The sequence below is a fragment of the Paracoccus niistensis genome (genome assembly GCF_042432925.1).
In the GTDB taxonomy this organism is placed as follows: domain Bacteria; phylum Pseudomonadota; class Alphaproteobacteria; order Rhodobacterales; family Rhodobacteraceae; genus Paracoccus; species Paracoccus niistensis.
Map to the genome: position 1 here is coordinate 240,474 of NZ_JBHLWE010000017.1, position 25,844 is coordinate 266,317.

The 25,844-nt window shown below is 70.1% G+C and carries 24 protein-coding genes; 7 read left to right on the top strand and 17 right to left on the bottom strand.

Annotated elements, in window-relative coordinates; translation table 11 throughout:
- Positions 1-10 precede the first annotated feature (10 nt).
- Both ACFFII_RS05490 and ACFFII_RS05495 read right to left on the bottom strand, forming a co-directional pair.
- Positions 11-2,998: a helicase-related protein gene (locus ACFFII_RS05490; RefSeq protein WP_512700626.1), complete on the bottom strand. Its 2,988-nt coding sequence runs from the start codon at positions 2,996-2,998 to the stop codon at positions 11-13.
- Positions 2,999-3,068: 70 nt separating this feature from the next.
- Positions 3,069-3,536 carry a tetratricopeptide repeat protein gene (locus ACFFII_RS05495; RefSeq protein ID WP_377697881.1) on the bottom strand — a complete coding sequence of 156 codons (468 nt, stop codon included), beginning with the start codon at positions 3,534-3,536 and terminating at the stop codon, positions 3,069-3,071.
- A 160-nt stretch (positions 3,537-3,696) separates the two neighbouring features.
- Here ACFFII_RS05495 and ACFFII_RS05500 point away from each other — a divergent pair, with 160 nt between their 5' ends.
- Together ACFFII_RS05500 and ACFFII_RS05505 are read left to right on the top strand one after the other, a co-directional pair.
- On the top strand, positions 3,697-3,981 hold the full coding sequence (locus tag ACFFII_RS05500; RefSeq protein WP_090752915.1) for an SCP2 sterol-binding domain-containing protein: 285 nt from the start codon (positions 3,697-3,699) through the stop codon (positions 3,979-3,981).
- A gap of 7 nt (positions 3,982-3,988) precedes the next feature.
- Positions 3,989-4,960: an alpha/beta hydrolase gene (locus ACFFII_RS05505; protein WP_377697882.1), complete on the top strand. Its 972-nt coding sequence runs from the start codon at positions 3,989-3,991 to the stop codon at positions 4,958-4,960.
- Between the two features lie 295 nt (positions 4,961-5,255).
- Here ACFFII_RS05505 and pgi read toward each other — a convergent pair whose 3' ends face one another.
- The 5 genes from pgi to ACFFII_RS05530 are packed head-to-tail and all read right to left on the bottom strand — an operon-like array spanning position 5,256 to position 10,840.
- Positions 5,256-6,866 (bottom strand): glucose-6-phosphate isomerase, encoded by a 1,611-nt coding sequence (pgi, locus tag ACFFII_RS05510; protein ID WP_377697883.1) that lies wholly within the window; start codon positions 6,864-6,866, stop codon positions 5,256-5,258.
- 20 nt (positions 6,867-6,886) lie between these two features.
- Positions 6,887-7,549, bottom strand: a complete 663-nt coding sequence (pgl, locus tag ACFFII_RS05515) for a 6-phosphogluconolactonase (protein ID WP_377697884.1) — start codon at positions 7,547-7,549, stop codon at positions 6,887-6,889.
- Positions 7,550-7,568: 19 nt separating this feature from the next.
- Positions 7,569-9,020, bottom strand: coding sequence for a glucose-6-phosphate dehydrogenase (gene zwf, locus ACFFII_RS05520; protein WP_377697885.1), 1,452 nt, complete (start codon positions 9,018-9,020; stop codon positions 7,569-7,571).
- A 57-nt stretch (positions 9,021-9,077) separates the two neighbouring features.
- Positions 9,078-9,623, bottom strand: a complete 546-nt coding sequence (locus ACFFII_RS05525) for an RSP_2648 family PIN domain-containing protein (RefSeq protein WP_377697886.1) — start codon at positions 9,621-9,623, stop codon at positions 9,078-9,080.
- On the bottom strand, positions 9,620-10,840 hold the full coding sequence (locus ACFFII_RS05530) for an RSP_2647 family RNA methyltransferase (RefSeq protein WP_377697887.1): 1,221 nt from the start codon (positions 10,838-10,840) through the stop codon (positions 9,620-9,622). The genes ACFFII_RS05525 and ACFFII_RS05530 overlap by 4 nt, the downstream gene beginning before the upstream one ends.
- Before the next feature lie 149 nt (positions 10,841-10,989).
- On the opposite strand from ACFFII_RS05530, the gene ACFFII_RS05535 reads away from it, so the two are divergent.
- Positions 10,990-12,354: a glutamate--cysteine ligase gene (locus ACFFII_RS05535; RefSeq protein ID WP_377697888.1), complete on the top strand. Its 1,365-nt coding sequence runs from the start codon at positions 10,990-10,992 to the stop codon at positions 12,352-12,354.
- Positions 12,355-12,384: 30 nt separating this feature from the next.
- Here ACFFII_RS05535 and ACFFII_RS05540 read toward each other — a convergent pair whose 3' ends face one another.
- The 6 genes from ACFFII_RS05540 to ACFFII_RS05565 all read right to left on the bottom strand — a co-directional run bounded on the left by ACFFII_RS05540 (position 12,385) and on the right by ACFFII_RS05565 (position 15,628).
- Positions 12,385-12,792 (bottom strand): DUF2852 domain-containing protein, encoded by a 408-nt coding sequence (locus ACFFII_RS05540; RefSeq protein ID WP_377697889.1) that lies wholly within the window; start codon positions 12,790-12,792, stop codon positions 12,385-12,387.
- 92 nt (positions 12,793-12,884) lie between these two features.
- Positions 12,885-13,493, bottom strand: coding sequence for a TetR/AcrR family transcriptional regulator (locus tag ACFFII_RS05545; RefSeq protein ID WP_377697890.1), 609 nt, complete (start codon positions 13,491-13,493; stop codon positions 12,885-12,887).
- Between the two features lie 10 nt (positions 13,494-13,503).
- Positions 13,504-13,779: an HPr family phosphocarrier protein gene (locus ACFFII_RS05550; protein ID WP_377697891.1), complete on the bottom strand. Its 276-nt coding sequence runs from the start codon at positions 13,777-13,779 to the stop codon at positions 13,504-13,506.
- Positions 13,776-14,186, bottom strand: coding sequence for a PTS sugar transporter subunit IIA (locus ACFFII_RS05555; RefSeq protein WP_377697892.1), 411 nt, complete (start codon positions 14,184-14,186; stop codon positions 13,776-13,778). Before ACFFII_RS05555 ends, ACFFII_RS05550 begins: the two co-directional genes overlap by 4 nt.
- Complete coding sequence (gene rapZ / locus ACFFII_RS05560) at positions 14,183-15,181, bottom strand: RNase adapter RapZ (RefSeq protein ID WP_377697893.1); 999 nt, start codon at positions 15,179-15,181, stop codon at positions 14,183-14,185. Before rapZ ends, ACFFII_RS05555 begins: the two co-directional genes overlap by 4 nt.
- Before the next feature lie 33 nt (positions 15,182-15,214).
- Entirely contained in the window at positions 15,215-15,628 is a 414-nt protein-coding gene (locus ACFFII_RS05565) for an HPr kinase/phosphorylase (RefSeq protein ID WP_377697894.1), read from the bottom strand.
- 268 nt (positions 15,629-15,896) lie between these two features.
- On the opposite strand from ACFFII_RS05565, the gene ACFFII_RS05570 reads away from it, so the two are divergent.
- Positions 15,897-17,492: a phosphoenolpyruvate carboxykinase gene (locus ACFFII_RS05570; RefSeq protein ID WP_377698179.1), complete on the top strand. Its 1,596-nt coding sequence runs from the start codon at positions 15,897-15,899 to the stop codon at positions 17,490-17,492.
- Positions 17,493-17,728: 236 nt separating this feature from the next.
- Here ACFFII_RS05570 and rnr read toward each other — a convergent pair whose 3' ends face one another.
- Complete coding sequence (rnr, locus tag ACFFII_RS05575; protein ID WP_377698180.1) at positions 17,729-19,987, bottom strand: ribonuclease R; 2,259 nt, start codon at positions 19,985-19,987, stop codon at positions 17,729-17,731.
- Between the two features lie 89 nt (positions 19,988-20,076).
- On the opposite strand from rnr, the gene ACFFII_RS05580 reads away from it, so the two are divergent.
- Entirely contained in the window at positions 20,077-21,018 is a 942-nt protein-coding gene (locus tag ACFFII_RS05580) for a glycosyltransferase family 8 protein (protein WP_377697895.1), read from the top strand.
- On the opposite strand, the gene ACFFII_RS05585 is transcribed toward ACFFII_RS05580, so the two are convergent.
- Positions 21,015-21,560 carry a gamma-glutamylcyclotransferase gene (locus ACFFII_RS05585; protein WP_377697896.1) on the bottom strand — a complete coding sequence of 182 codons (546 nt, stop codon included), beginning with the start codon at positions 21,558-21,560 and terminating at the stop codon, positions 21,015-21,017. The two genes, ACFFII_RS05580 and ACFFII_RS05585, sit on opposite strands and share 4 nt — an antisense overlap.
- Before the next feature lie 61 nt (positions 21,561-21,621).
- On the opposite strand from ACFFII_RS05585, the gene ACFFII_RS05590 reads away from it, so the two are divergent.
- Positions 21,622-22,632 (top strand): DUF2125 domain-containing protein, encoded by a 1,011-nt coding sequence (locus ACFFII_RS05590; RefSeq protein ID WP_377697897.1) that lies wholly within the window; start codon positions 21,622-21,624, stop codon positions 22,630-22,632.
- On the opposite strand, the gene ACFFII_RS05595 is transcribed toward ACFFII_RS05590, so the two are convergent.
- Positions 22,629-23,561, bottom strand: a complete 933-nt coding sequence (locus tag ACFFII_RS05595; protein ID WP_377697898.1) for a prephenate/arogenate dehydrogenase family protein — start codon at positions 23,559-23,561, stop codon at positions 22,629-22,631. The two genes, ACFFII_RS05590 and ACFFII_RS05595, sit on opposite strands and share 4 nt — an antisense overlap.
- Positions 23,558-24,655, bottom strand: coding sequence for a histidinol-phosphate transaminase (gene hisC / locus ACFFII_RS05600; protein WP_377697899.1), 1,098 nt, complete (start codon positions 24,653-24,655; stop codon positions 23,558-23,560). Before hisC ends, ACFFII_RS05595 begins: the two co-directional genes overlap by 4 nt.
- A 128-nt stretch (positions 24,656-24,783) precedes the next feature.
- Here hisC and queA point away from each other — a divergent pair, with 128 nt between their 5' ends.
- On the top strand, positions 24,784-25,839 hold the full coding sequence (gene queA, locus ACFFII_RS05605; RefSeq protein ID WP_377697900.1) for a tRNA preQ1(34) S-adenosylmethionine ribosyltransferase-isomerase QueA: 1,056 nt from the start codon (positions 24,784-24,786) through the stop codon (positions 25,837-25,839).
- Positions 25,840-25,844 lie beyond the last annotated feature (5 nt).

Consider the following 25,844-nt stretch of genomic DNA (forward strand, 5'->3'; position numbering starts at 1 on the left):
TCGGCCCGCGTCACGACTTGTTCTTCAGCGCCGCCAGGATGGCGAAGGGGCTGTCGGGGTCGATCGGCTTGTCGTTGCGCGGAGGACGCGCCTCAAAGCTGCGCCCGCCCTCGCCCCTGGGTGGCCGATCCTTGCCACCCTGCCGGCCCTCGGACTTGCCCCGATCGCCCTTGCCCTGCGGCTTGCCCTTGCCATGACGGCCCGAGCCCTCGCCCTGGTCGTCACGTGCACGGTTGCCGTCGAAGCGGCGCTCGCCCCGCGGGCGGTCGTCGCGGCGCGCACCTTCGGGGGCGGCGGCGTCCTGCGGCTGGCCTTCGCGGGGCTGACCCTCGCGCCGCTGCCCCTGGCCCTGCCCCTGCGGGCCGTCGAAGCGGCGCGGGCGGCGGTTGTTGCCGCGCGCCTCTCCTTCGCCCGCCTGACGGCGCGGCCCGCGCGGCCGGGGCGCCCAGGTGAAGGTGTAGAAGCTTTCCATCTCGGCCGGGGCGGCGTCCGCCTGCCCGGCCTCGGCACTCTCGGCCTCGACGGGCGCCTCGCCCGACGCCGCTGCGGCCTCCGCCTCGGCGCGCTGGCGTTCGGCCTGCTCGGCCTCCCAGCGGGCGCGGGTCTCGGCGGCGAGGACGCTTTCCTCCTCGGTCATGGGGGCGACGGGCTCGCCCTCCGGCACCGGCGCAGGCTCGGGAACTGCAACGGGGGCAGCCGCCCGGACCTTGGCCCGCTCACCCTTTTCGGCGCGATAGCCCAAGCCCGCCATCAGGTCGGCGAACTGGTCCAGCGTCATGCCCGTGATCGACAGCATGTCGGGGGTCGCCTCGAAGCCCGCACGGCTGTCCTGGCCACGCAGCATGTCGGCCAGCCGTTCCAGCATGTCGATGCGGATCGCCCGCTCGCCTGCCGGGTGATAGCCCGACAGCGTGTAATAGTCGCGCGGCACGTCGGGCAGGTTCGGGATCGTCACCAGCCCCGGAGGGGGCGATTCGGGAAACTCGTCCGCCCCGGCCCACAGAGCCGACAGCAGCAGCCGCAGCCGAGTCGGCGCGGGCTTCAGCAGCGCGGGCAGGAAGATGGTGAACTGGCCGAAACGGACGCCGTGCTTGCGCAGGCTGCCGCGCGCATCCTGGTCCAGTTCCTTGATCTCGGACGCGATGCCTTCGCGCGGCAGCACGCCCATCGCCTCGACCAGGCGGAAGGCGATGCCCCGGGCCAGGCCCGTCAGCGTCTCGTCGGCCTGCATCGCCATCAGCGGCTCGAAGCCCGCGGCGATCTTGCGGTCGATGAAATGCTGCAAGCGGCGGCGGACCTTTTCGGCCACGTCCGAGCCCGCTTCCTCGTCCACGAAGACCTCGATGCCGGGCTTCAGGGGATCGGCGCCCTTGACCAGCTTGCCCACGGCCGAGCCGCCCCACATCAGGCCGCCCTGAACCGTGAAGTCCAGTTCCGTATCCGGCGCGTTGTAGAAGCGGTCCGCGCGCAGGTGGAACTCGGGGCGCAGGGCCTCGTAGGCGGCGCGGGTCAGCATCCGCGCCTCGTCGCCCTGGGCGCTGGGATCGGTGCGGAACCGGAACCCTTCCAGGCGGCCGGCGAATTCGCCCTCGACCGTCACTTCGCCCTTGTCGTTCACCTCGGCCACCAGGCTCTCCTTCTGCTTGAGCCGGCGCATCAGGACAGAGGTGCGCCGGTCCACGAATCTTTGTGTCAGCGCGGCATGCAGCGCGTCCGACAGACGATCTTCTACCGCGCGGGTTTCCTCGCGCCAATGGGCTTCGTCCCTGACCCAGCCATTGCGCTGCGCCACATAGGTCCAGGTGCGGATATAGGCGAGCCGCTTGCTGATCGCGTCGATGTCGCCGCCGGTCTTGTCAATCCGCGCCACGGCCCGCGCCAGCCAGTCGCCGGGGATGCCGCCCTCCTGCAGGAAGCCGAAGATGCGCGTCAGCAGGGTCGTGTGCTCGGCGGGCGAGATGCCCCGGAAGTCCGGGATGCGGCAGACGTCCCACAGAAGCCGCACGTCCTTGGGATGCGTCACGCGGTCCCGCACCTCGGGCAGAGCCGACAGGGTCTTGAGCGCCGACAGGTCGTCAGCCTCGCGCCCGCGCCCCAGCCATTCGTTGCCCGAGGGCTGTTCCAGCGACTGGACCAACCGGTCCACCGTGCCGAACTCCAGCGCCGAGTTGCGCCAGATCAGGCGGCTGATGGGCTGGAAGCGGTGATTCTCGATGGCGTCGATCAGCCCCTCGTCCAAGGGCTGCGCCTCGCCGGTGACGCCGAAGGTGCCGGGCTCGGTGTGGCGGCCCGCGCGGCCCGCGATCTGGCCCAGCTCATGCGGGAACAGGGGCCGCAGGCGGCGGCCGTCGAACTTGTGGGTCGCCTCGAAGGCCACGTGCCGGATGTCGAGGTTCAGCCCCATGCCGATGGCGTCGGTGGCGACAAGGTAATCGACCTCGCCCGCCTGGTACATCGCCACCTGCGCGTTCCGCGTCCGGGGCGACAGCGCCCCCATGACCACCGCGCAGCCGCCTTTCTGACGGCGGATCAGTTCCGCCGTGGCATAGACGTCGTCCACGCTGAAGCCGACGATGGCCGAGCGCGGGGGCATCCGCGACAGTTTCTTCGACCCCGCCCAGGACAGCGTCGAGAACCGCTCGCGCCGCATGAACTGCGCCTCGGGGACCAGCGCCGCAATGGCGGGCCGCATGGTGGCGCTGCCAAGGAACAGGGTCTCGTGCAGGCCGCGCATGTTCAGCAGGCGGTCGGTGAAGACATGGCCGCGTTCGGGGTCGGCGCAAAGCTGGATCTCGTCAATGGCGACGAAATCGGCCAGCACCTCGGGCATGGCCTCGGTGGTGGCGACCCAGTAGGCCGCGCGCTCGGGGACGATCCGCTCCTCGCCGGTGATCAGCGCCACGACCGAGGGGCCGCGCGCCTTGACGATGCGGTCATAAACCTCGCGCGCCAAGAGCCGCAGAGGCAGGCCGATGACGCCGGTCCGGTGGGCCAGCATCCGCTCGATGGCATAATGGGTCTTGCCGGTGTTCGTTGGCCCCAGCACGGCCGTGACGCGACCCGCCACCTCAGACGTCCTGCCCCTGATCGGCAGCCATCAGGCGGGCGACGCCATCCTCGGCCTCGTCCTGGTGCGGGTTGATCGCGAGGCTTTCGCGATAGGCGTCCAGCGCGCGGTCGGTCTGTCCCATGTCCTCGAGGATCGTGGCCAGCAGCGTGACCGAGGGCCAGTGCCGCGGCTCCAGCCGCAGCGCCTGCGCAAGGTCGGCCATGGCCGGGCCGGTTTCCCCGGCAAGGTAGAAGGCCACGGCCCGCGCAGCCCAGCCGACGGCGAAGTCGGGCGCGTTCTCGGTCAGCGCGGTCAGGTGGCCGATGGCGGCCGGCACGTCGCCCGCGTCCAGCGCCGCTTCGCCCCGCATCAGCAGCAGGTCGAGGGCGGCAGAGCCCGAGCGCGACCAGATCCGCTCGATGTCGGACTGCGCCCGCATCCATCCGTCCCCCTGCTGCGAGGACAATTCGCTGAAAAGTGAATCCATTTCTTCCGGGCTTTGTGCAGCCAATGGCGCTGCCGTTAACAGGATCGACAGCAGTGCCGCGCCAAATGCCGTGGCGGCAGAGTGGAACTGGGTCAACGGCGCGCGCATATGAACGATGTAAGCATTCCCGCGCCGCGGCGCCAGATTTGGGGAGAGATTGATGAGTGCAGTCATTGAAGGGGCCGTCAAGGCGCTGGGGGCCCGGATTTCGTCCTTTGACGGTTCGGCCAAGTTCGTGGTGGAAGGCGAAGGCGCCATCATGATCGACGAACAGGGCGTGCGCGCGGGCGACGAGCCTGCCGAAGTCACGCTGACCGCCAACCGCGACACGTTCGAAGGCATCCTGAACGGCGACACCAACCCGACCATGGCCTACATGACGGGCAAGCTGAAGATCGACGGCTCGCTTCCGGCCGCGATGAAGCTGGGCGCGGCCCTGTCCTGACGCCCCCATGGACACAGAGGCCCCGGCGATCCGGCAGGCGGGCTTTCAGCCCGCGCCTCTGAACCACCTGCCCGGCGAGGCGCCCTCGCCGGGACAGGCCTTCTTCCTTCGGACCGAGGACGGCCTGCGCCTGCGGCTGGGCTTGTGGGAACCCGAGGGACAGGCCACCGGAACGGTGCTGCTGTTCCAGGGCCGCACCGAATATCTCGAGAAATATACCCCCATCGCCGCGTGGCTTGTGGCCGAGGGCTTGGCCGTTCTGGCGATCGACTGGCGCGGACAGGGGATGTCCGACCGCCTGCTGCCCGATCCCCGGGCGGGCCATATCCGGGACTTCGCGGATTACCAGACCGACGTCGTCGAGATGGTGGTGGCCGCGGATACCCTGGCACTGCCTCGCCCCTGGCACCTGCTCGCGCATTCCATGGGCGGCTGCATCGGCCTGGCCGCGCTGCTGAACGGGCTGCCGGTGCGGACGGCAGCCTTTTCCGCGCCGATGTGGGGACTGTACCACCCGCGCGTTCCGGATGCGGTCATCACCGGGCTGACGGGGACCGCGCAGCGGCTCGGCCGGGCGGACCTGACCGCCATCGGCACCGGCGGGGGAGGCACCTACCTTCTGGACGCGCCTTTCCGGGGTAACGCGCTGACGGGCGACCCGCTGCAATGGGCGCGTCTGGTCGCGCAGGCGGGAAGCTGGCCCGACCTGACGCTGGGTGGCGCGACCTATGCCTGGATCGCCGCTGCCCGCGCGGAATGCCGCCGCCTCGCCACCCTGTCCTCGCCCGAACTGCCCGCGCTGATCGGCCTTGGCGGCGCCGAGGCGGTCGTGTCGCGCCGGGCCGTGCAGGAGCGGGCCGCCGCCTGGGCGGGGGCGCAACTGCTCGACCTGCCAGGTGCGCGGCACGAGTTGATGTTCGAAGCCGCCCCCGTGGCCGAGCGGTTCATGTCGGCAGTCTTGGGGCTGCTGCGGGGCTGAGGCCGGGGGCCGTCCTCCCTGCGGCGGCCCGGTATTGTCCGGGTCATCAGAAGCAGGTCCCGCAAGGCGCCCATTCTCCGACGCCCACGCCCCTCGCTTGCTACCGTTGAAGGGGCATCTGGTCAGAAAGACGCCCAAGGCCCCTCCGGTTCAGCCCGGACGCTGCCTCCGAATTTATCCTGATCCAGGCACCCATGCGTCCGTGCTGCCCGCTGCAAAGCTCGCCACTTGGGCACCCGCGCGCCACAAGCAAAGGGCCGACAGGGCGCACGCAGCCGAGCGGCGCTGTACCCCCTCACCCCTCGCCGCGCACCTCCCGGATATGCGCGACCAGCGCGAGGGTCGAGGCGTCTTGCCCGTCCGCGTCACCGCCATCCAGCAGGGGCCCGAGCTTCAGCGCAAGCTCCTTGCCCAGTTCCACCCCCCACTGGTCGAAGCTGTTGATCCCCAGGATCACGCCCTCGACGAAAACCCGGTGTTCATACAGCGCCACGATCTGGCCCAGGGCGAAGGGCGTCAGCCCCTCGATCACCAGCGTGGTCGAGGGGCGGTTGCCCGGGAAGACGCGGTGGCGGGCCTGCCGCTCGGCCTCGGCGGCGTCCAGCCCCTTGCCAGCCATCAGTGCCCGCGCCTCCTCCAGCGAGCGGCCGCGCAGCAGGGCGCCGCTTTGCGCGAGGCAATTGGCGATCAGCAGCTTCTGCTGGTGGTCGAGGTCGGGCTCGTGGCCCCGGGCGGCGACGATGAACTCGCAGGGGACGACCTGCGTGCCCTGGTGGATCAGCTGGTAGAAGGCGTGCTGGCCGTTGGTGCCAGGCTCTCCCCAGACGATGGGGCCGGACGGACGGTCGAGGTCGCGCCCGTCCATCGTGACGCGCTTGCCGTTCGATTCCATCTCGAGCTGCTGCAGATAGGCAGGCAGCCGCAGAAGGCGGTTGGCATAGGGAAGGACGGCGCGGGTCGGATAGCCGCAGACCTGATGGTGCCAGACGCCCACCAGCGCCAGCATCACCGGCAGGTTCCCTTTCAGCGGAGCAGAGCGGAAATGGGCATCCATCGCCCGTCCGCCGGAGAGAAACCGGTCGAACTGCTCGGGCCCGATGCCCAGCATCAGCGACAGCCCAATCGGGCCCCAGACCGAATAGCGCCCGCCCACCCAGTCGGCGAAGCCGAAGACCCGGTCGGGGTCGATCCCGAAGGCGGCGGTCCTGTCCAGCGCGCTCGACACCGCGGCGAACTGGCTTGCGGGATCCGCGACCCGGCCTGCCATCCAGCGGCGGACGGTCTCGGCGTTGGTCATCGTCTCGATCGTGGTGAAGGTCTTGGACGAAACGATCACCAGCGTCCTTTCCGGGTCCAGCCCCTTCAGGGTGTCGGCCGCGTCCGCCCCGTCCACGTTGGAAATGAAATGCAGCCGCGGCCCGTCAGCCCAGGGCGCCAGCGCCAGCGCGGCCATGACGGGGCCGAGGTCCGAGCCGCCGATGCCGATGTTGACGACATCCGTGTAACGCCCGCCCTGCCCCGCGATTTCGCCCGAGCGCACCTGACCCGCAAAGCGGCGCATCCGGTCCAGGGTCGCGTGGACCTCGGGCAGGACGTCCCGGCCATCGACAAGGATCGGGCCGTCGGTCGCGCGCAGGGCCGTGTGCAGGACGGCGCGGCCCTCGGTTTCGTTGATCTTCTCGCCCGTGAACATCGCCTCGCGCCGGGGAGGGACGCTTTCGGCCAGCGCCAGCAGCAGATCAAGCGCGGTGTCGTCGATGGCGGTCTTGGACCAGTCGAACCACAGCCCCTCGGCCGCCACCGTGCAGTGGCGGGCGCGGTCGGGGTAGGCGTCGAACAGGGCGGCGATGGGGCGGTCGCCGGTCGCGGCGCGATGGTCGGCCAACTGCCGCCAGATGTCGGTCATCGAAAAATCCTTCATTCAAATCATTCCGCGTAATGCACCATCAGCCCCTTGAGGACGGCGCGGACCGGTGCCTCCTCGACGGGCAGCGCGGCCGCGCGCTCCAGCGCCTCGCGCTTCTCGGGGCCGGTTATCATCAGGAAGGCTTCCGTCGCCGAACACAGCGCCGGCACTGTCAGTGTCACCCGTGCCTCGGCGGCGGTCTGCACCGGCAGGACGGGGGGTGCGGCGGAATCCAGCGCGGCCTCCAGCCCATCGGCACCGGGAATGAGACTTGCGGTATGCATGTCCTCGCCCATGCCCAGCAGCAGGACCGACAGCGGCAGCAGGGGCGCGATGCGCTCGGAGGCCAGCGCCGCGCCCGCCTGCGGGTCCAGCCCCTCGGTGTAAAGCTCGATCAACTCGGCGCCCGCGCCTTCCTCGAGGAGGTTGCGCCGGATCAGCCGCGCGTTCGATCGGGGATGGTCCGCCGGCACCCAGCGCTCGTCGCTGGGGATGACGATCACCCGCTCCCATTCCAGCCGTGCGGCCGCCAGCGCCTTGAAGACGGGAACCGGGGTCGAGCCGCCGGGCAGGCACAGGACGGCGCGCTCGCGCACCTTCAGCGCCATGCCCAGCGCCTCGGTGATGGCCTGGGCCACGGCCAGGGTCAGGGCCTCGCGATCAGGATGCTCGGTCAGGGTCATCGGGTCTACGCCTCAAGGTTCAGGTCTTGATGTCGCGCCAGCGGCGGCCGTCGCGGTGGATCAGCCCCAACGCCTCATCCGGCCCGCTGGTGCCCGGCTGATAGGGTTCGGGCCTGCCCGAGCCTTCCTCCCAGGCCGAGATGATGGGATCGGCCCAGGCCCAGGCGGCCTCGACCTCGTCGCCGCGCATGAACAGCGTCTGGTTGCCCCGGATCACGTCGATGATCAGGCGTTCATAGGCGTCGGGCATCTCGGCGCCCTCGGGACCCAGGGCCTCGGCGAAGCTCATGTCCAAGGGGACCTGCACGAGGCGCATCCCGCCGGGGCCGGGCTCCTTGATCATCACCTTGAGGTTGATCCCCTCGTTCGGCTGAAGCCTGATCACCAGCTGGTTGGGTTTCTGCTGGCCCGCCGTGTCGAAGATGGAATGCGGCGGCTCGCGGAAGACGACGGCGATCTCGCTTGTGCGTGCGCGCAGGCATTTGCCGGTGCGCAGGTAGAAGGGCACCCCCTGCCAGCGCCAGTTGGCGATCCTGAGCTTCAGCGCGACAAAGCTTTCCGTCCGGCTGTCGGGGTTGTCCACGTCCCTCAGGTAGTCGGGCTCGTCCCCGTCGCCCGCATATTGCCCGCGCACGATGTCGGCGGGCGCGACCGGCTCCAGCGCGCGGATGACCTTGAGCTTCTCGTCCCGGGCCGCGTCTGGGTCGAAGTGCCAGGGCGGCTCCATCGCGATCAGGCAGACAAGCTGCATCAGGTGGTTCTGCACCATGTCGCGCATGGCGCCGGAATGGTCGTAATAGGCCGCGCGGCCCGCGACCCCCACGGTTTCGGCCACGGTGATCTGGACGTGGTCGATGTAATGGGCGTTCCACAGCGGCTCGAACAGGATGTTTGCAAAGCGCACGGCCATCAGGTTCTGGACCGTTTCCTTCCCGAGGTAATGGTCGATCCGGTAGATCTGGCGTTCGTCGAAATGGCGGGCGAGCACCTGGTTCAGTTCTCGGGCCGAGGCGAGGTCGCGGCCGAAGGGCTTTTCGACGACGATGCGGGCGTCCGGTCCCGCGATGCCGTGGCGGGCCAGCCGCTCGGCAAGGTCGCCGAACAGGCTCGGCGCGACCGAGAAATAGAAGGCCTGCACCACGCCGGTCCGCATCTTTTCGGCCAGTTCGGGCCAGCCCTCCTCGCCGCAGGCGTCAAGGCGCACATAGGACAGGCGGTCGAGAAAGCCGGGCAGCTCGGGCGCATCGGCGCGGTCCGGGTCGAACTCGGCGATGGCGGCCCGGATGTCGGCGCGGAAGGATTCGTCGTCCATCTCGGCGCGGGCGGCGGCGATGATGCGGGCGCCCTCGGGGAACTGGCCCCCGGCATGGCGGCGGAACAGGCCCGGCAGGATCTTGCGCCGCGCCAGATCCCCGGTCGCGCCGAAGATGACGAGGTCGAAGTCATCGACCCGGATCAGACGCGAGGCCATCCGCTTCCCCCATCGCTTGCCCGGACGGTGGTAGAGGCTGCGCGGCCCGGCGGCAAGTCAGCCCTGCCGCGCCAGCGCCTTGGCGAGCCGCGGCAGCCGCGCCCGCGCCATCAGGTCGCGGAGCGGCAGCGGCCCGCCCAAGGCCTGCGCCCTGGCATGGGCGGCGTGGACGCTGGCGGCGACCGGGTCGGGGTCGCGCCGCCACAGGTCCAGCAGGAAGGCGTCGGGATGGACCGCGCGCAAGCCCAGCGTGCCGAGCGCCCGCGCGGGAAAGTCGCGCAAGTTGGCGGTGACGATCATGTCTGCGCCCGAGGCCAGCGCGGCCTCGGCCACGTGCCGGTCGGCAGGATCGGGCCAATCGAAGCCCGCGGCCAGAGTGCCGTTGTCGGGGGCTTCGCCCGCAGGGTGGGCGGCGCGCAGAAGGGCGATCTCGGCCCCGGCCACGGCGGCCCCGTCGGGACCGAGGCGGGCGGCGGCGTGGCGCCATTCGTCAAGGATGCGGGCGGACCAGAGGGGCTGGTAAAGCCCCGCATCCGCCGCGCCGATCAGGATTTCCCGCAGAACGGTCGGGTAAAGGACGCAGGCGTCGAGGACCGCCTTCATCCGTCCAGCCGGAAGAACAGCGACTTGAGGTATCCGCTTTCGGCCAGTTGCGGCAGCATCGGGTGGTCCGGCCCGGCAAAGCCCGTGTGGATCAGCTGCATCCGCCGTCCCCCGCGCCCGATCCCCCGCGCGCTTGCGTTGCGGAAGGCCGTCAGGTCGGCGGCATGGCTGCAGGAGCAGAGGCAGAGATAGCCCCCCGGCGCCACCAGCGGGGCGGCCAGGCGCGCGATCCGCTCATACGCGCGCAGGCCGGCCTCCAGCGCCTGTTTCGCCGGTGCGAAGGCGGGCGGGTCGCAGATCACCACGTCGAAGCGCTGGCCTTCGGAGGCCATGGCCTCCATCACCGTGAAGGCATCGCCCTGCCGGGTGGTCAGACGCGCCTCGAGCCCCATCGCGCGCGCCCCGCCCTGGGCCAGCGACAGCGCCGCGGCCGAGCCATCCACGCAGGTCGCGCTGTCCGCGCCGCCCGCCAGCGCGGCAAGGCCGAAGCCGCCGACATGGGAAAACACGTCCAGTACCCGAGCGCCGCGCGCCAGCCGCTGGGCGAATGCGTGGTTCGGCCGCTGGTCGTAGAACAGCCCCGTCTTCTGCCCGCCGGTCAGGTCGGCCAGATAGGTCGCGCCGTTCATCGGCACCTCGATGGGCGCGGGAACGGCGCCGGTCAGCACCTCGGTCCGCTCGTCCAGGCCTTCGAGCCCGCGCACCCGGCCCGAGCCGTTCATGACGATGGTGGACACGCCCGTGACCTCGGCCAGCGCCTCGGCCAGATCGGGCAGCATCCGGTCGGCCCAGGCGGCGTTGGGCTGGATCACCGCCGCATCGCCGAAGCGGTCGATGATGGTGCCCGGCAGCCCGTCCGCCTCGGCATGGACCAGGCGGTAGAAGGGCGCGTCGAACAGGCGTTCGCGCATCGCCAGCGCTCGGCGCAGCCGCGCCACAAGCCAGCCGCGGTCAATGTCCGCGCCCGCATCCTGGTCCATGACCCGCGCCACGATCTTCGAGTTCACGTTGACCGTGACCACGCCCAGCTCACCCCGCTCGGCGTCCTGCAGCACCGCCATGGCGCCCGGCGCAAGCCCCCTGGTGCGGCGGTCCACCACCAGTTCGTCGGCATAAACCCAAGGGAAGCCGTGCCGGATCGCCCGCGCGTTCGCCTTGGGCCGCAGGCGCACCACCGGCAGGGCGCGGGCATCGGTCATGTCGGGCAGGTCGGTCATCGGGATCTCGAGGGCTTGGGGAATGCCAAGCCTGTGACACGCGCACGCGGGGGCGGCAAGGCTTGGGCGAGGCCCGCCGAAGGGTTGGCTTGACACTCCCCCACCGTCGCGCCACCTGTCCGAACGATTACGACCTCGTGAGGGCCCCCATGTCCATTCCCCAGCAGGGCGGCGGCCCGATCGAGCGCCGAGAGCAGCTCGCCGACTATATCGCCTCGGGCGAGAAGCCGCGCGACAGCTGGCGCATCGGCACCGAGCACGAGAAGTTTGGCTTCCTGTGGGACACGCTCGAGCCCCTGCCCTACGAGGGGCCGCGCTCGATCCTGGCTATCCTTGAAGGGCTGCGCGACCGCTTCGGCTGGTCCGAGCAGCGCGAGAACGGCCACCTGATCGGCCTGTCGCGGAACGGCGCGAATGTCAGCCTGGAACCCGGCGGGCAGCTTGAACTGTCGGGCGCGCCGGTCGAGACGGTCCACGACACCGATGCCGAGACGCGCCAGCATCTGGCCGAGGTCGCGGCGGTGTCCGAGGGGCTGGGCATCGGCTTCATGGGCCTCGGCGCCGCGCCGGTCTGGGGGCAGGCGCAGATGCCCATGATGCCCAAGGGCCGCTATGCGCTGATGACGCCCTACATGCAGAAGGTCGGCACGCTCGGCACGCAGATGATGTACCGGACCTGCACCGTGCAGGTGAACCTCGACTATGCGTCCGAGGCCGACATGGTGCAGAAGCTGCGGGTGGCACTTGCGCTGCAGCCGGTGGCAACGGCGCTGTTCGCAAGCTCGCCCTTCCTCGACGGCAAGCCCAACGGGATGAGGTCCTGGCGCGCGCATATCTGGCAGAACCTCGACGCGGCGAGGACGGGGATGCTGCCCTTCGTCTTCGAGCAGGGCTTCGGCTACGAGGCCTGGGTGGATTATGTCCTCGATGTGCCGATGTATTTCGTCTACCGCGACGGCAGGTACATCGACGCGCTGGGGCAGAGCTTCCGCGATTTTCTCCAGGGCCGCCTGCCTGCGCTGCCGGGCGAGGTGCCGACGCTGTCGGACTGGGCCGACCACATGACCACCGTCTTCCCCGAGGCGCGGGTCAAGAAATACATCGAGATGCGCGGCGCCGACTGCGGCCCGCTGAGCCACCTGAACGCCCTGCCCGCGCTGTGGGTCGGGCTGACCTATGACCAAGGGGCGCTGGACGCCGCGACGGAACTGACGCGCGGCTGGACGCACGAACAGCGCGAGGGCCTGCGCCGCGCTGCCGCCCGCGACGGGCTGGCGGGCGAGTTCGGGGGCATCAGGCTGCGCGATCTCGCCGCCGAGGCGCTGGCGCTGGCCGAGGCCGGGCTGACCGCACGCGGGCATCTGGACGACCGGGGCGCGGACGAGGCGCAGTTCCTCGCCGTGCTGCGGGACAAGGTGGAACGCGGCGCGACGACGGCGGACGAACTACTGGCGAAGTATCACGGCGCATGGCAGGGCGACCTGTCGCGCATCTACGCCGACTGCGCTTACTGAACAGGGGCCGGCTGGACCGGCCCCTTTGCCTTAGTTCTGGCGGCGTTCGTCCATGAACTGGTCGAACTCGGCCTTGTCGCGGGCCTCGCGCAGCTTCTGCAGGAAGTCCAGGAAGGCGCGGTGCTCGTCTTCCAGCCGCTTCAGCGTCTCGTCGCGGTAGGCGTCGAAGGCGGCATTGCCGGTGCTTTCGGCGCGGTAGGCGGGAACGTGGCGGCTGCGGCGGGTGCAGGTTCCGAACATGCGTTTGCTCCAGATCATGTAGCCGAGGATGGCGAGGCCCACCGGCCAGGCGAAGACGAGGCCGAGGACCATGGCGGCAAGCCAGGCCACCCTGCCCCGCGCGTCCAGCCAGTCGCGGGCCTGCAGCAGAAGCTGCCTTGCGGACTGAACGACGCCCTGGGCGGGCGGATAGCTGCGAGGTTCGTAGGCTGGGATCATGGGGGTGCTCCGTTCAGGGATGTGAATGTTAATCACATTAACAATGTTGGAGGCGCAGGGGCCTGCGTCAATGCCCGTCACGAAAGAATCCGCTACTCGATGACGCCGAGGCCGCGAAGGTAGATCAGCACGCCGCTTTCCAGCATCTGGTCGGCCGAGATCGGACTGCGCGCACCCGGGCGGCCACGTCCGAACAGTTCGACCACACCATGGGACAGCGCCCACACGTGGTTCGCGACCATCGAAGGCGGCGGGCGGCGGTCTGCGGGCAGGCGCGCGAACAGTGCCTCGGCACCCCGGACCAGGGCGGCCTCGGCCCGCTCGGCCGCCGCGGCCAGATCGGCATTGCCGGCGATCGACAGGCCCGCCTCGAACATCGCCATGTAGAAGCCGGGCTTCTCGGCGGCAAAGCCCAGGTAGGCCTGCCCCATGCGCAGGAAGGCCGACAGCGCAGATGGACGGCCTTCGTCGAAGGCGGCTTCCAGCCGCGCTGCGAAGTCGAGGAATCCCTGCCGCGCGACCTCCTCCAGCAACTGCTCGCGGCCGGAGAAATGGCGGTAAGGGGCGGCGGCGCTGACGCCGGCCTGGCGCGCGGCCTCGGCCAGGGTGAAGGCCATCGGCCCCTTGTCCTCGATCAGCGACACGGTGGCCTCGACGAGCGCCTGGCGCAGGTTGCCGTGGTGATAGCTGTCGCGGGCCAAGGGGCGGCCCTCAGCGGCCTTCGCCGAAGTAGCTGTCCACCAGTTCGGCCAGCGCCTGCATCAGCGGCTCGGCCTCGGGACCGCTGGTGGTGACGCGGATGGTGCTGCCGCGCGGGGCGACCAGCATCAGCAGGCCCATGATCGAATCGCCCGACACCATCTCGCCGTCCTTTTCCACCATGGCGCGGGCGTCGAAGCGCTCCACCGTCTCGGCAAAGCGGGCCGAGGCGCGGGCGTGCAGTCCCTTTTCGTTGACGATCCGCAGTTCGCGGCTGATCTCGGTCACAGCGCGGCCCGGACCGGCGAAGGCTCGGGGGTGTAGCAGTCGATGTACTTGCGTCCCGCCTCGGCGGCGAGGACGGCGGCCTCCTCGACCGCGAGGTGGCGGGACTTGGCCAGCTTGACCAGCATGGGCAGGTTGGCGCCGTAAAGGATGCGGCGGCGCGCGGGAAGGCAGGCCGGCATCGACAGGTTCGACGGCGAGCCGCCGAACAGGTCGGTGACGATCACGACGCCGTCGCCCGTGTCCACGTCGTTCGCGGCCTGGCAGATCTCGTCCTGCTTGGCGGCACGGTCGTGGTTATCCTCGATGGTGACGGCCCGGAGGCCGGTCTGGGGTCCGACCACATGCTGGACGGCGGCGACATATTCGCGCGCCAGCCCTCCATGTGCGACGATGACGATTCCGATCAACTGCCTTCCACCATTCGCAACGGCCCGCCGCCCGCCGATCCGCCGGACGCCCCCGGCTGTTCTGAGCGGGTCGGGTCGGCCGGTCGCAGCGCCGAGGCGCGACGTTCCAATTCCCGGTGTCGTTTTGACACCTGCCAGCCCTCTTTCGCAAGCGTGTCGGCCATCAGCTCCACCAAAGTGACGGAACGATGTTGCCCTCCGGTGCAGCCGAAGCCGATCGCCAGATGCGCCTTGCCCTCATCTACCTGCGCGGGCAGCAAAAACAAGATAAGGTCACGGACCTGCCCGAAGAAGGCCCGGAACCGGGGATCTGCCGTCACGTAATCCTGAACCGGCCAGTCCCGCCCGTCGAAGGGCCGCAAGCCCGGTTCCCAATGGGGATTTGCGAGGAAGCGGCAGTCGAACATCATGTCGAGGCCGCGCGGCACCCCCCGCTTGTAGCTGAAGGACTGCAGCGAAACCGACAGCCCCCGCCCGCCCCGCAGGTCGAAGGTCCGCGCGAGTTCGGCCCGCAGGTCATGGGGCGACAGCTCGGTCGTGTCGATCAGCACGTCGGCGCGCGCCCGGACCGGGGACAGCATGTCGCGCTCGGCCGTGATCGCATCGGCGGGCGTGCTGCCCTCGCCCAGCGGATGGCGGCGGCGCGTTTCCGAATAGCGCCGCAGCAGCGTTTCGGTGGCGCAGTCGAGATACAGCACCTCGGGCGCGAAACCGGGATTGCGGGTCAGCGCGTCGATCAGTTCGATCAGGTTCGAGGCCGAGAAATCGCGGTTACGGACGTCCAGCCCCAGGGCCAGCGGCACGGGACGGGGCTGGCCGTCCAGCAGGCGCGGGATCAGCGACAGGGGCAGGTTGTCGATCGCCTCGAAGCCCATGTCCTCGAGCGCGTGGATCGCCGTCGAGCGGCCGGCGCCCGAGGGGCCCGTCACCAGCACAAGCCGCTGGGCCTGCGGTCCGGGGGCATGCTCGTCCGACGCTACCTGGTCGCTGTTCAAGGCCCATCCCTTCCGCCGGAACCGCCCCGGCCCTCAGTCGCAGCGCCCGCCGCGCATCAGCTGCATCAGTGCGGGTGGAAGATGCGGCTCCATCGGGCCCAGCACAAGGGGCAGCTCCAACCCCAGCAGGAAGGTGGTGCGGAAAGGCGGCAGTCGCTCTGTTTCCGCCCGCCCCAAGTCCACGACCTGCGCCAGCGGAACCGGGCCGGCCGGGTCGGCGCGCAGGATGCCGATGCCGCGCGCCTCGATGCGGCCCCGGATCGCGGGCGGGCAGTCGGCCAGAAGATGGCGGCCCTCGACCCGCAGGATCACCCGGTCGTCGGCCACCAGCCGCGCCCCCAATGCCATCAGCGCCAGCGCCAGCGCCGACTTGCCCGCCCCCGAGGGGCCCAAGATCAGCAGCCCCCGTCCCCCGATTTCCACGGCACTGGCGTGGATCGTGGTCACGGGACCATGTCGCCGCAGTTGACCATTGCGGCAATGATAACGCTAACCATCTCTGGTTGCGCTAACTGCCACTCCTGTTGGTCTATCATCATCATTCCGCCATGTTATAGGGGCCCGAAGCACAGCGCGCCCGATCCAAGGAGTTCCCCGCATGGCACAGACCGTCGTCAACCTGAATCGCAAGCTCGAAGACCAGGGTCGCCAGGGTCTGGGCGACCATGCCGCGGGCACGCAGGTTGCAGCGAACTCGACCCAAGGAACCACCGGCATGGCACAGTCCCGCGTCAACCCGAACTGCAAGCTCGAGGACCAGGGGATCGAGGGTCTGGGCCGCGTCCACTACAACCTGCTGGAACCCGCGCTGATCGAGGCCGCGATCCGCCGGGACGAGGGCAAGCTGGGCCTGGGCGGCGCCTTCCTGGTGTCCACCGGCGCCAAGACCGGGCGCTCGCCCAAGGACAAGTTCGTGGTGCGCACGGCGGGCGTCGAGGACTCGATCTGGTGGGACAACAACGCGCCGATGGAGCCCGCGGCCTTCGATCGCCTGTACGAGGACATGCTGGCCCACATGAAGGGCAAGGAATATTTTGTGCAGGACCTGTTCGGCGGCGCCGACCCCGAACAGCGCCTTGACGTGCGCGTCGTCAGCGAACTGGCCTGGCACAACCTGTTCATCCGCCACCTGCTGCGCCGCCCCGAGGCACCGGAACTGGCGAGCTTCACCCCCGACTGGACGATCATCAACTGCCCCTCCTTCAAGGCGGACCCCGCGCGTCACGGTTGCCGCAGCGAAACGGTCATCGCGCTGAACTTCGAGCGCAGGATGATCCTGATCGGCAACACCGGCTATGCGGGCGAGAACAAGAAGGGCGTGTTCACGCTGCTGAACTACATCCTGCCGGAACGGGGCGTGATGCCGATGCACTGCTCGGCCAACCATGCGCCGGGCGATCCCAGCGACGTCGCGGTCTTCTTCGGCCTGTCGGGCACCGGCAAGACCACGCTGTCGGCGGACCCCTCGCGCGTGCTGATCGGCGACGACGAGCACGGCTGGTCGGACAAGGGCGTCTTCAACTTCGAGGGCGGCTGCTACGCCAAGACGATCAACCTGTCGCCCGAGGCCGAGCCCGAGATCTACGCCACGACCCACCGCTTCGGCACCGTGGTCGAGAACATGGTCTATGACCCCGACACGCTTGAACTGGACTTCGCCGACGGCTCGATCACCGAAAACACCCGCTGCGCCTATCCGCTGGACGCGATCTCGAACGCGTCCGAAACCGGCATGGCCGGTGCGCCGAAGAACATCATCATGCTGACCTCGGACGCCTACGGCGTGATGCCGCCGATCGCGCGGCTGACGCCCCAGCAGGCGATGTACCACTTCCTGTCGGGCTTCACCTCGAAGACCCCGGGGACCGAGGACGGCGTGGTCGAGCCGCAGCCGACCTTCTCGACCTGCTTCGGCGCGCCCTTCATGCCCCGCCGCCCCGAGGAATACGGCAAGCTGCTGGAGAAGCGGATCGAGAAGTCGGGCGCGACCTGCTGGCTGGTCAACACCGGCTGGACCGGCGGCCCCTTCGGCACCGGCAAGCGCATGCCGATCAAGGCCACCCGCGCCCTGCTGAGCGCGGCGCTGGACGGCTCGCTGAACAACGTCGAGTTCCGCAAGGACCCGAACTTCGGCTTCGAGGTGCCCGTCTCGGTGCCGGGCGTCGAGGACAGGCTGCTGGACCCGCGCCAGACCTGGGCCGACGCCGCCGCCTATGACGCGCAGGCCGAAAAGCTGAAGGGCATGTTCCGCGAGAACTTCAAGAAATACCAGGACAAGGTCGATCAGGACGTCCGCGACGCGGCGATCTGATCTGGTTCTGAGGATGGTGGAGGGGCGGTTCCGCGAGGAGCCGCCCTTTTCCTTTGCGTCACCGCTGGACCGGGGCGCTGCCCCGGACCCCGGGATATTTGGGCAAAGAAGAAAGAGCGGGGCAAAGGCCGCACCCCACTTTTGAGAGTGGGGCTGACTTGCAAGGGCGTGCGGGTCGAGCCCTCACCTGCGCTGCTACGCCAAGGGCACTTCGCGGCGTAGCCATCTGCAGGAAGTCACCGCTTGCGGATACGCCGCAGCTTGCGGGCGCGGGCTTCGCCGGCCTTGGCGTTCTGCGCGTCCCGGCGGCGGGGAGACTTGCCGCGGCGGCCCTGAGGGCCGCGGGCGATGCTGCGGCCGTCGAGTTCCACCAGTTCCAGCGTCAGCCCGCCGGTGGTGGGGATCGCCTCGGCAAGGCGCACGGTGACGCGCTGGCCGATGCCGATCACGGTGCCGCTGTCGGACCCGACCAGCGTCTGGGCGTCGCGGTCAAAGTGGAAATACTCGCTGCCGATCTCGCGGATGGGCAGAAGGCCGTCGGCCCCTGTCTCGTCCAGCTTGACGAACGCGCCGAAGCGCTGGACCCCGCTGATCCGCCCCGTGAACTCGGACCCCACGCGGTCGGCGAGATAGGCGGCGAGGTAGCGGTCAGTCGTGTCGCGCTCGGCCGCCATGCTGCGGCGTTCCGTGTCCGAGATGTGCTGGGCCGTGTCCTCCAGCGTCTCGATGTCCTGCGCCGACAGCCCGTCCTTGCCCCACTGGTGTCCCGAGATCAGCGCGCGATGCACGATCAGGTCGGAATAGCGGCGGATGGGCGAGGTGAAATGGGCGTAGTTCTTCAGCGCCAGCCCGAAGTGGCCGAGGTTTTCCGCGTTGTAATAGGCCTGCGTCATGGAGCGCAGCGTGCTGACGTTGATCAATTCGTCGAAGTCGGTGCCCTGCGCCTGGGCGAGCAGCCGGTTCAGGTGGCTCGTCTGCAGGACCTGCCCCTTGGCCAGCGCGAAGCCCGAGGCCTCGGCCACATCGCGCAGCGCGTTCAGCTTTTCGGGGCTGGGCTCCTCGTGGACACGGAACAGCAGCGGGCGGCGCAGGCGGGTCAATTCCTCGGCGGCGGCGACATTGGCCAGCACCATGAACTCTTCGATCAGCCGGTGGGCGTCGAAGCGGTCGCGGAAGGCCACGGATTTCACGCGTCCATCCGGCGTCAGCTCGATCCGGCGTTCCGGCAGGTCGAGGTCCAGCGGCTGGCGGCGCGCGCGCGAGGCCTTGAGCAGCTCGTAGGCCGCGAAAAGGGGGCAGATCACGTTGTCCATCAGCGGCGCGGCCTGCTCGTCGGGCTTGCCGTCGGCGGCCGCCTGCGCCTGCTCGTAGGACAGCGAGGCCATGCTGTTCATCATGCCGCGATGGAAGTCGTGGCCGATCTTGTTGCCCTGCGCGTCGATCCGCATCCTGACAGCGATCACCGGCCGGTCCACGCCCTCATGCAGCGAGCAGAGGTCGCCCGACAGCACGTCCGGCAGCATCGGCACCACACGGTCGGGGAAATAGGTCGAGTTGCCCCGGTGCCGCGCCTCCTTGTCCAGCGCGGACTGCGGGCGGACGTAATGCGCGACGTCGGCGATGGCGACCCACAGGATCATGCCGCCTTCGTTCCGGGGATCTTCGTCGGGCATGGCCGCCACGGCGTCGTCATGGTCGCGGGCGTCCACCGGATCGATGGTGACGAGCGGCAGGTCGCGCAGGTCCTCGCGGCCCTTCATGGTGGCCGGTTTCTGCGCGTCGGCCTCGGCCATCACGGCGTCGGGGAAGTCGTCGGGGATGCCGTGCTGGTGGATGGCGATCAGGCTGACGGCGCGCGGGGCCGAGGGGTCGCCCAGCCGCTCGATGATGCGCGCCTGCGGCAGGCCGATGCGGTTGCGCGAGCCGATCTGCTCGGCCTCGACCAGTTCGCCGTCCTGCGCGTCCTGCGTCGCGTCGGCGAGGACGCGCCATTCACGATCCACCCCCTTGTCGATGGGGACGATGCGCCCGCCCTCGGTCGCCTTGCGGAAGATGCCGACGACGCGGTGGGGCGCGGTGCCGATGCGGCGCATGAGCCGCGCCTGATACTGGTAGTCCTCGCCCTCGACCTCGGTCAGGCGGACCAGCACCCGCTCGCCCGCGCCCACGGCCGGGTCGGCCTTGCGGGGGGCGAAGAGGATGCGCGGCATGGGCGCTGTGCCCTGCCATTCCAAGGGCTTCGCAAAGATGTCGCCATCCGCGTCGGGCGGCAGGATCTCGACCACGCTGACGGGGGGCAGCTTCTCGTGGTCGCGATAATGGCGGCGGCGGCGTTCCAGCAGGCCCTCGTCCTCGAGCTCGCGCAGGATGCGCTTCAGCTCGATGCGGTCGCTGCCCTTGATGCCAAAGGCCTTGGCGATGTCGCGCTTGGCGGTGGCGTCGGGATTGTCTGCGATCCAGTCGAGGATCTGCTGGCGGGAAGGGATCTGGACCATGGTGTTCACGCTATCACGCCGCTTGCGGCAGGGTTAGAGGGGAAAGCGCGCGCTTGCCTTTCGGTTTCATCGGGTGGAAATCGGGCCGCATGAGTGCCGTGATCTCGCCGGGCTTCCGGCAGCTTTCCGACCGCGCCGTGATCGTGGCCTGCGACGCGGGCTACCTGCCCTATGCCTCGGTCGTGGCGGGCCAGCTTGCGGTCGAGGTGCGCGACTGGGACGTGCTGATCGGCTCGCCCGAGCCGCTGGAGCTTCCGCCGGCGCTGGCCCAGGCGGGTGTGGGTCACGTCGCCGCCCGCGACGCGACGCTGGAGGCGGCGCTGCCGCTGGACGGGCGGCGGTCCGTGGCGACCTACATGGACGTGTTTCTCGCGGGTGCCCTCAAGGGGCGCTGGCGGCGCATTCTCGTGCTGGACGCCGACATCCTGTTCGAGCGCGGCGATCCGGGGCGGCTGATGGCGGCGGACATGCGGGGCCGCGCCGTGGCGGCGGTGCGCGACAACCGGCAATGGCGGCAGCCGGGCAAGCGGGTGCCGGATTTCAGGAAGCTCGGCTGGCCTGCGGCGCCCTATTTCAATGCAGGCGTGGTGATGGTGGACACGGACGCCTGGGCCGAACAGGACCTGCCCGCCCGCTGCGCCGCTTTCGCCCGGACGCATCTGGCGGGGCTCGGCCGCGACCAGGCGCTGCTGAACGGCGTGCTGCGGGGCGACTGGGCCGAGATGAGCTCCCTGTGGAACTGGCAGTTCACCTGGGCCTCGGCGCATCTTTCCGCTATGGCCGACCCCTGCCTGATCCATTTCATCGGGCCGGAGAAGCCCTGGCTGAAGCGCTCCGAGGGCATCGTGCCCCTGCGCTGGCGCGCGCCCTATGCCGCCCTGCCGGGCGCCGAGGAGGGGCTGGCGTGCCGCCACTGGCCCGACCGCCGCCGTCTGGGCCGCGCGCTTCTGCGGCAATGGCGGGCGGCGGGGCCGATGCTGGATTACCTGAACCGCTTTCCCGACGAATACACGCTGCTCGACCCGCGCTAGGCCGCCGCCCCCCGCAGCGCCCGGACCCGTGCGGCGAGATCGTCCAGGTCGTCGTCGGGAATCCCCAGCTCGGCCAGATGCGCGACGGTGTTGTAGAGATAGTCGGCGTTCGGTCCCCTGCCCCCACAGGCCGTGGCGATGATCGCCGCCTGCTCGTCGGGGCTGAGCCCGCCCGCATACTGCCGGTGCTCGGGGCGCATGACATAGGTGAGCCCCCTGACGCGGCGCCCGTCGGCCAGCGCGAGCGGCAGCATCAGTTCGCGATAGGCGTCCGTCACCATCTCGCGCGCGCGCAGGCCGGCGATGACCTGGGGCCACAGGGGGTCCTCGACCCGCAGGGCCAGTCCCGTGCAGTCGCGGCCGGGGTGCGGTTCCAGCCCCAGGACGAGGCCGGGGCAGGTCTCGGTGCCCCGGTAGGTGACGGATCGCAGGCAGAAGCTGCGCCGCCAGCCATCGGCCTGGGCGATGACGGCCTCGGCCACGGGGAAGTCGGGCGCCCACATCAACGAGCCGTAGCCGAAGACCCAGAAGCCGTCATCCATCGCTTGCCCTTTCCATCCGGCGCAGGTTAGGCCGGTCCTGCATGATTTCAAGAGAGGCGCCGTGAAGACGCTGGTGATCCTGTTGCTGCTGGTCGGGGGCGCCGTGGCGGGCGCATGGCTGGGGGGCGAAACCTGGCTTGCGCGAAAGGCCCGGACCATGATCGCCGAGGACCCCCGGATCGAGGCCGCCTCGGTCGCGCCCCTGCGCGAGATCGACCGGATCGGCCTCGGCCTGACCGCCGTCGAGATCGCCACCCCGGCGGGCGAGGCCGTTCTGCCGGCCGTCGAGCTCTGGGCCGCGCCGACCTCGCCCACCCAGTTCCACGCGGCCCTGCCTTCCACCATGACCCTGCCCGTCCTGGGCCGCCCGCTGGCAGTGACGGCGGCGGACGCGGTGCTGTCCCTGCGCGTCTCGCCGGGCAGCGACATGGCGATCAGCCGGATGGCCGCTGCCAGCGGCCCCGTGGCGATCGAGGGCCATCCCTTGCTGGAGGGCCTGGACGCGCAGGCGCAGCTGGTGGCGATGGGGGCCGCCGCGCCCCGTGCCGCCCGCGCGGCCTATGACTTGGGCGGCAGGTTGCGCGACCTGACGGGCATGGGGCTGCTGCCCCGCCCCCCCGCGCTGGCCGACCGCGCCATTTCCGTCGAAGGCGCCGCGCGGGTCTTCCTGACCGCGCCTCTCCGGCAGGCAGCGGATGCGCCGCCGCCTGATCTGGTGGGCCTGTCGTCGGACGGCGTGACGCTGACCCTGGGTGACCAGTCGCTGCGCCTTGCGGGCACGGTCCGGGCAGGCGAGGACGGACGCGCCGAGGGCGCGGCCTTCGTCTACACCACCGATGCCCGCGCCTGGCTGCAACTGGCAGCCGATCTGGGCGCCATCCCGGCCGTTACCGTGGCGCTGGCCGACACCGCGCTGCAGCAGGCGGCCGAAATGCCCGTCGATCTGCCCACGGGCGTTCCCGCCCCGGCCGAGCCCGCAAAGGGCGAGTTGCGCGTGCCGCTGATCTTCCGTGACGGCAAGACCTTCCTCGGCCCCTTGGCCCTGGGCGAGGCGCCGCTGTTTCCGGCCTAGGCGCCGTCCTTGACCGCCGCCCGGCCGAAGTCGGGGGCGGCGGTGTCCTGCCCCGCCTCGATGATGCCGCGGCGGATGGCGCGGGTGCCGGTGAAATACCTGTGCAGATGCTCGCCGTCGCCCATGCGGATGGCGCGCTGCAGGACGAACAGCTCCTCGGCGAAGCGGCCGAGAATGTCGAGCGTCGCTTCCTTGTTGTGCAGGAACACGTCGCGCCACATCGTCGGGTCCGAGGCCGCGATCCGGGTGAAGTCGCGGAAACCCGCGGCGGAATAGCGGATCACCTCGGATTCCGTGACGCGGCTGAGGTGGTCGGCCACGCCCACCATCGTATAGGCGATCAGGTGCGGCACATGGCTGGTGACGGCCAGCACCCGGTCGTGGTGCGGGGCCTCCATGGTATCGACATTGGCCCCCATCGCGCGCACCAGCGCGGACAGCCGTTCCACCGCATCCGGGTCGCTGTCGGGCAGCGGCGTCAGCAGCCACCAGCGGTTGCGGAACAGCGTGGCAAAGCCCGAGCGGGGCCCGGAATGTTCCGTCCCTGCCAGGGGATGGCCGGGAATGAAATGGACGCACTCGGGCACATGGGGGGCGACCACGTCGATGACCGACTGCTTGACCGAGCCCACGTCCGTCAGGATGGCGCCGGGCGAGAGATGCGGCGCGATCTCGGCCGCGACATCGCCCATGGCGCCGACCGGAACGGCCAGCACGATCAGGTCCGCGCCCTTGACGGCCTCGGCGGCAGTCTCGGCCACCTCGTCCACCAGCCCGATTTCGCGCGCCGTGTCGCGCGTCTCGGGTGAGCGGGCATAGCCCATGACATGGGCGGCAAGCCCGCCCTCGCGCATGGCCAGCGACATCGATCCCGCGATCAGGCCGAGGCCGATCAGGGCGACGCGCTGGAAGATGGGCTCGCTGCTCATCGGGCGGCCATGAACCGGCCGACGACCTGCGCCACGCGGCGGCAGGCGGCCTCGTCCCCGACCGTGATGCGCAGGCACTGCGGCAGGCCGTAGCCGCCGACGCGGCGGACGATGATCCCGTCCTCGCGCAGGGCGGCGTCGCAGGCGGCGGCGGTCGCCTCGTCGGCAAAGCGGGCAAGGATGAAGTTCGCGTGCGACGGGTCCGAGGGGACCCCGTGCCGGGCAAGCGCCCCGGCCAGCCAGTCGCGCATCCGGGCGTTCTCGGCGCGCGCGTGATCGACGTGGCCGCGGTCGCGCACGGCGGCCTCGGCCCCTTCCAGCGCGACATTGGACAGGTTGAAGGGCCCCCGGATGCGGTTCAGGACGTCGATGATCTGGCGGCGGCCATAGCCCCAGCCCACCCGCAGCCCGCCGAGGCCGTAGATCTTGGAAAACGTGCGCGTCATGATGACGTTGGGCAGCCGCGTTGCCAGTTCCGCCCCCCCGTCGAAGTCCGCGTCCACGTATTCCGCATAGGCCGCGTCGATGACAAGAATCGCCTGCGGTACGGCCAGGGCCAGCCGCTCCAGTTCCGCCGTCTCGATCATCGTGCCGGTCGGGTTGTTGGGGTTGGCGACGAAGACCAGCCGCGTGGCGGGCGTAGCCGCCGCGATCAGGGCGTCGATGTCGGTGGTCCGCTCACGCTCGGGCGCCTCGACCGGGGTGGCTCCGGCGGCCAGCGCGCTGATGCGGTACATGGAAAAGCCGTGCTCGGTGAACAGCACCTCGGTCCCCGGCCCGGCATAGGACTGGCAGAGGAAATGGATGATCTCGTCCGAGCCCACGCCGCAGATGATCCGGTCGGGGTCGAGCCCGTGGACCTCGCCGATCGCCGCCCGCAGGCGTGCGTGGTCGGTCGAGGGATAGCGGTGCATTGCCTGCGCCGCATGGGCCACCGCCTCGCGTGCCTTCTCGGACGGGCCGAAGGGGTTTTCGTTGGAGCTGAGTTTCAGCACGTCGCTGCGGCCCGACAGGGTGGCGGTGCCCGCCTCATACAGCGCGATCTCCATGATGCCGGGTTGGGGCGTGACCTGAAGGGACGGCGTCTGGGTCATAAAGGGACTCCCGGCTGCGGTTGCGGGCGTCTTAGGCAAGCGGCGGCGCGATGGGAAGGGGCGTCACAGGTGGCTGAGGAGCGCGCGGGCCCTGTTGACCCCGCCCGCGCCCGCGCCGACAAGGCCCTATGCGCCTGTCCGACTTCGACTTCGACCTGCCCGAGGGGCTGATCGCCACCCGTCCCGCCCGCCCGCGCAGTTCCGCGCGGCTGCTGGTGGCGAAGGGGAATTCCATCACCGATGCGCGGGTCAGTGACCTGCCGTCCTTCCTGCGTCCCGGCGACCTTCTGGTGCTGAACGACACCCGCGTGATCCCAGCCCGACTGACCGGCACCCGCACCCGCGACAGCGCTCAAGGCCCCGCTACCGCCCGGATCGAGGTCACCCTGCTGGAGCCCGCCCCCGGCGGCCAGTGGCAGGCGCTGGCCAAGCCGCTGCGCAAGCTGCGGCAGGGCGAGATCATCCGCTTCGGCGAGGCCCTGTCCGCCCGCGTCGAGGCGATCGGGGAGGCCGGGCTCACGCTCTCCTTTGACGCCGAGGGTGAGGCCTTCGACGCGGCGCTGGCGCAGGTCGGCGCGATGCCCCTGCCCCCCTATATCGCCGCGCTGCGGGCGCCGGACGAACAGGACCGCACCGACTACCAGACCGTCTGGGCGGAACGACCCGGCGCCGTCGCCGCCCCGACGGCGAGCCTGCATTTCGATGAATCCCTGCTGGACGCTCTGGAGGCAATGGGGGTGCAGCGCGTCCATGTCACCCTGCATGTCGGCGCGGGCACCTTCCTGCCGGTCAAGACCGACGACGTGAGCCAGCACAAGATGCACGCGGAACGCGGCATCGTGACAGAGGAAGCTGCCGCCGCGATCAACGCGGCCAAGGCCGAGGGCCGCCGGGTGATCCCCGTCGGCACCACTGCCCTGCGCCTGATCGAATCGGCGGCGGATGACAACGGCCGCGTCCGGCCCGTCGACGCGCAGACCGACATCTTCATCCGTCCCGGCTACCGCTTCCGCGTCACCGACGGGCTGATGACAAACTTCCACCTGCCGAAATCGACGCTGATGATGCTGGTTTCAGCGGTGATGGGAACGGAACGCATCCGCGCGATTTATGCCCACGCGGTTCACGAAAACTACAGGTTCTTCAGCTATGGCGACGCGTCGCTGCTGATACCGGGCGACTGAGGCGG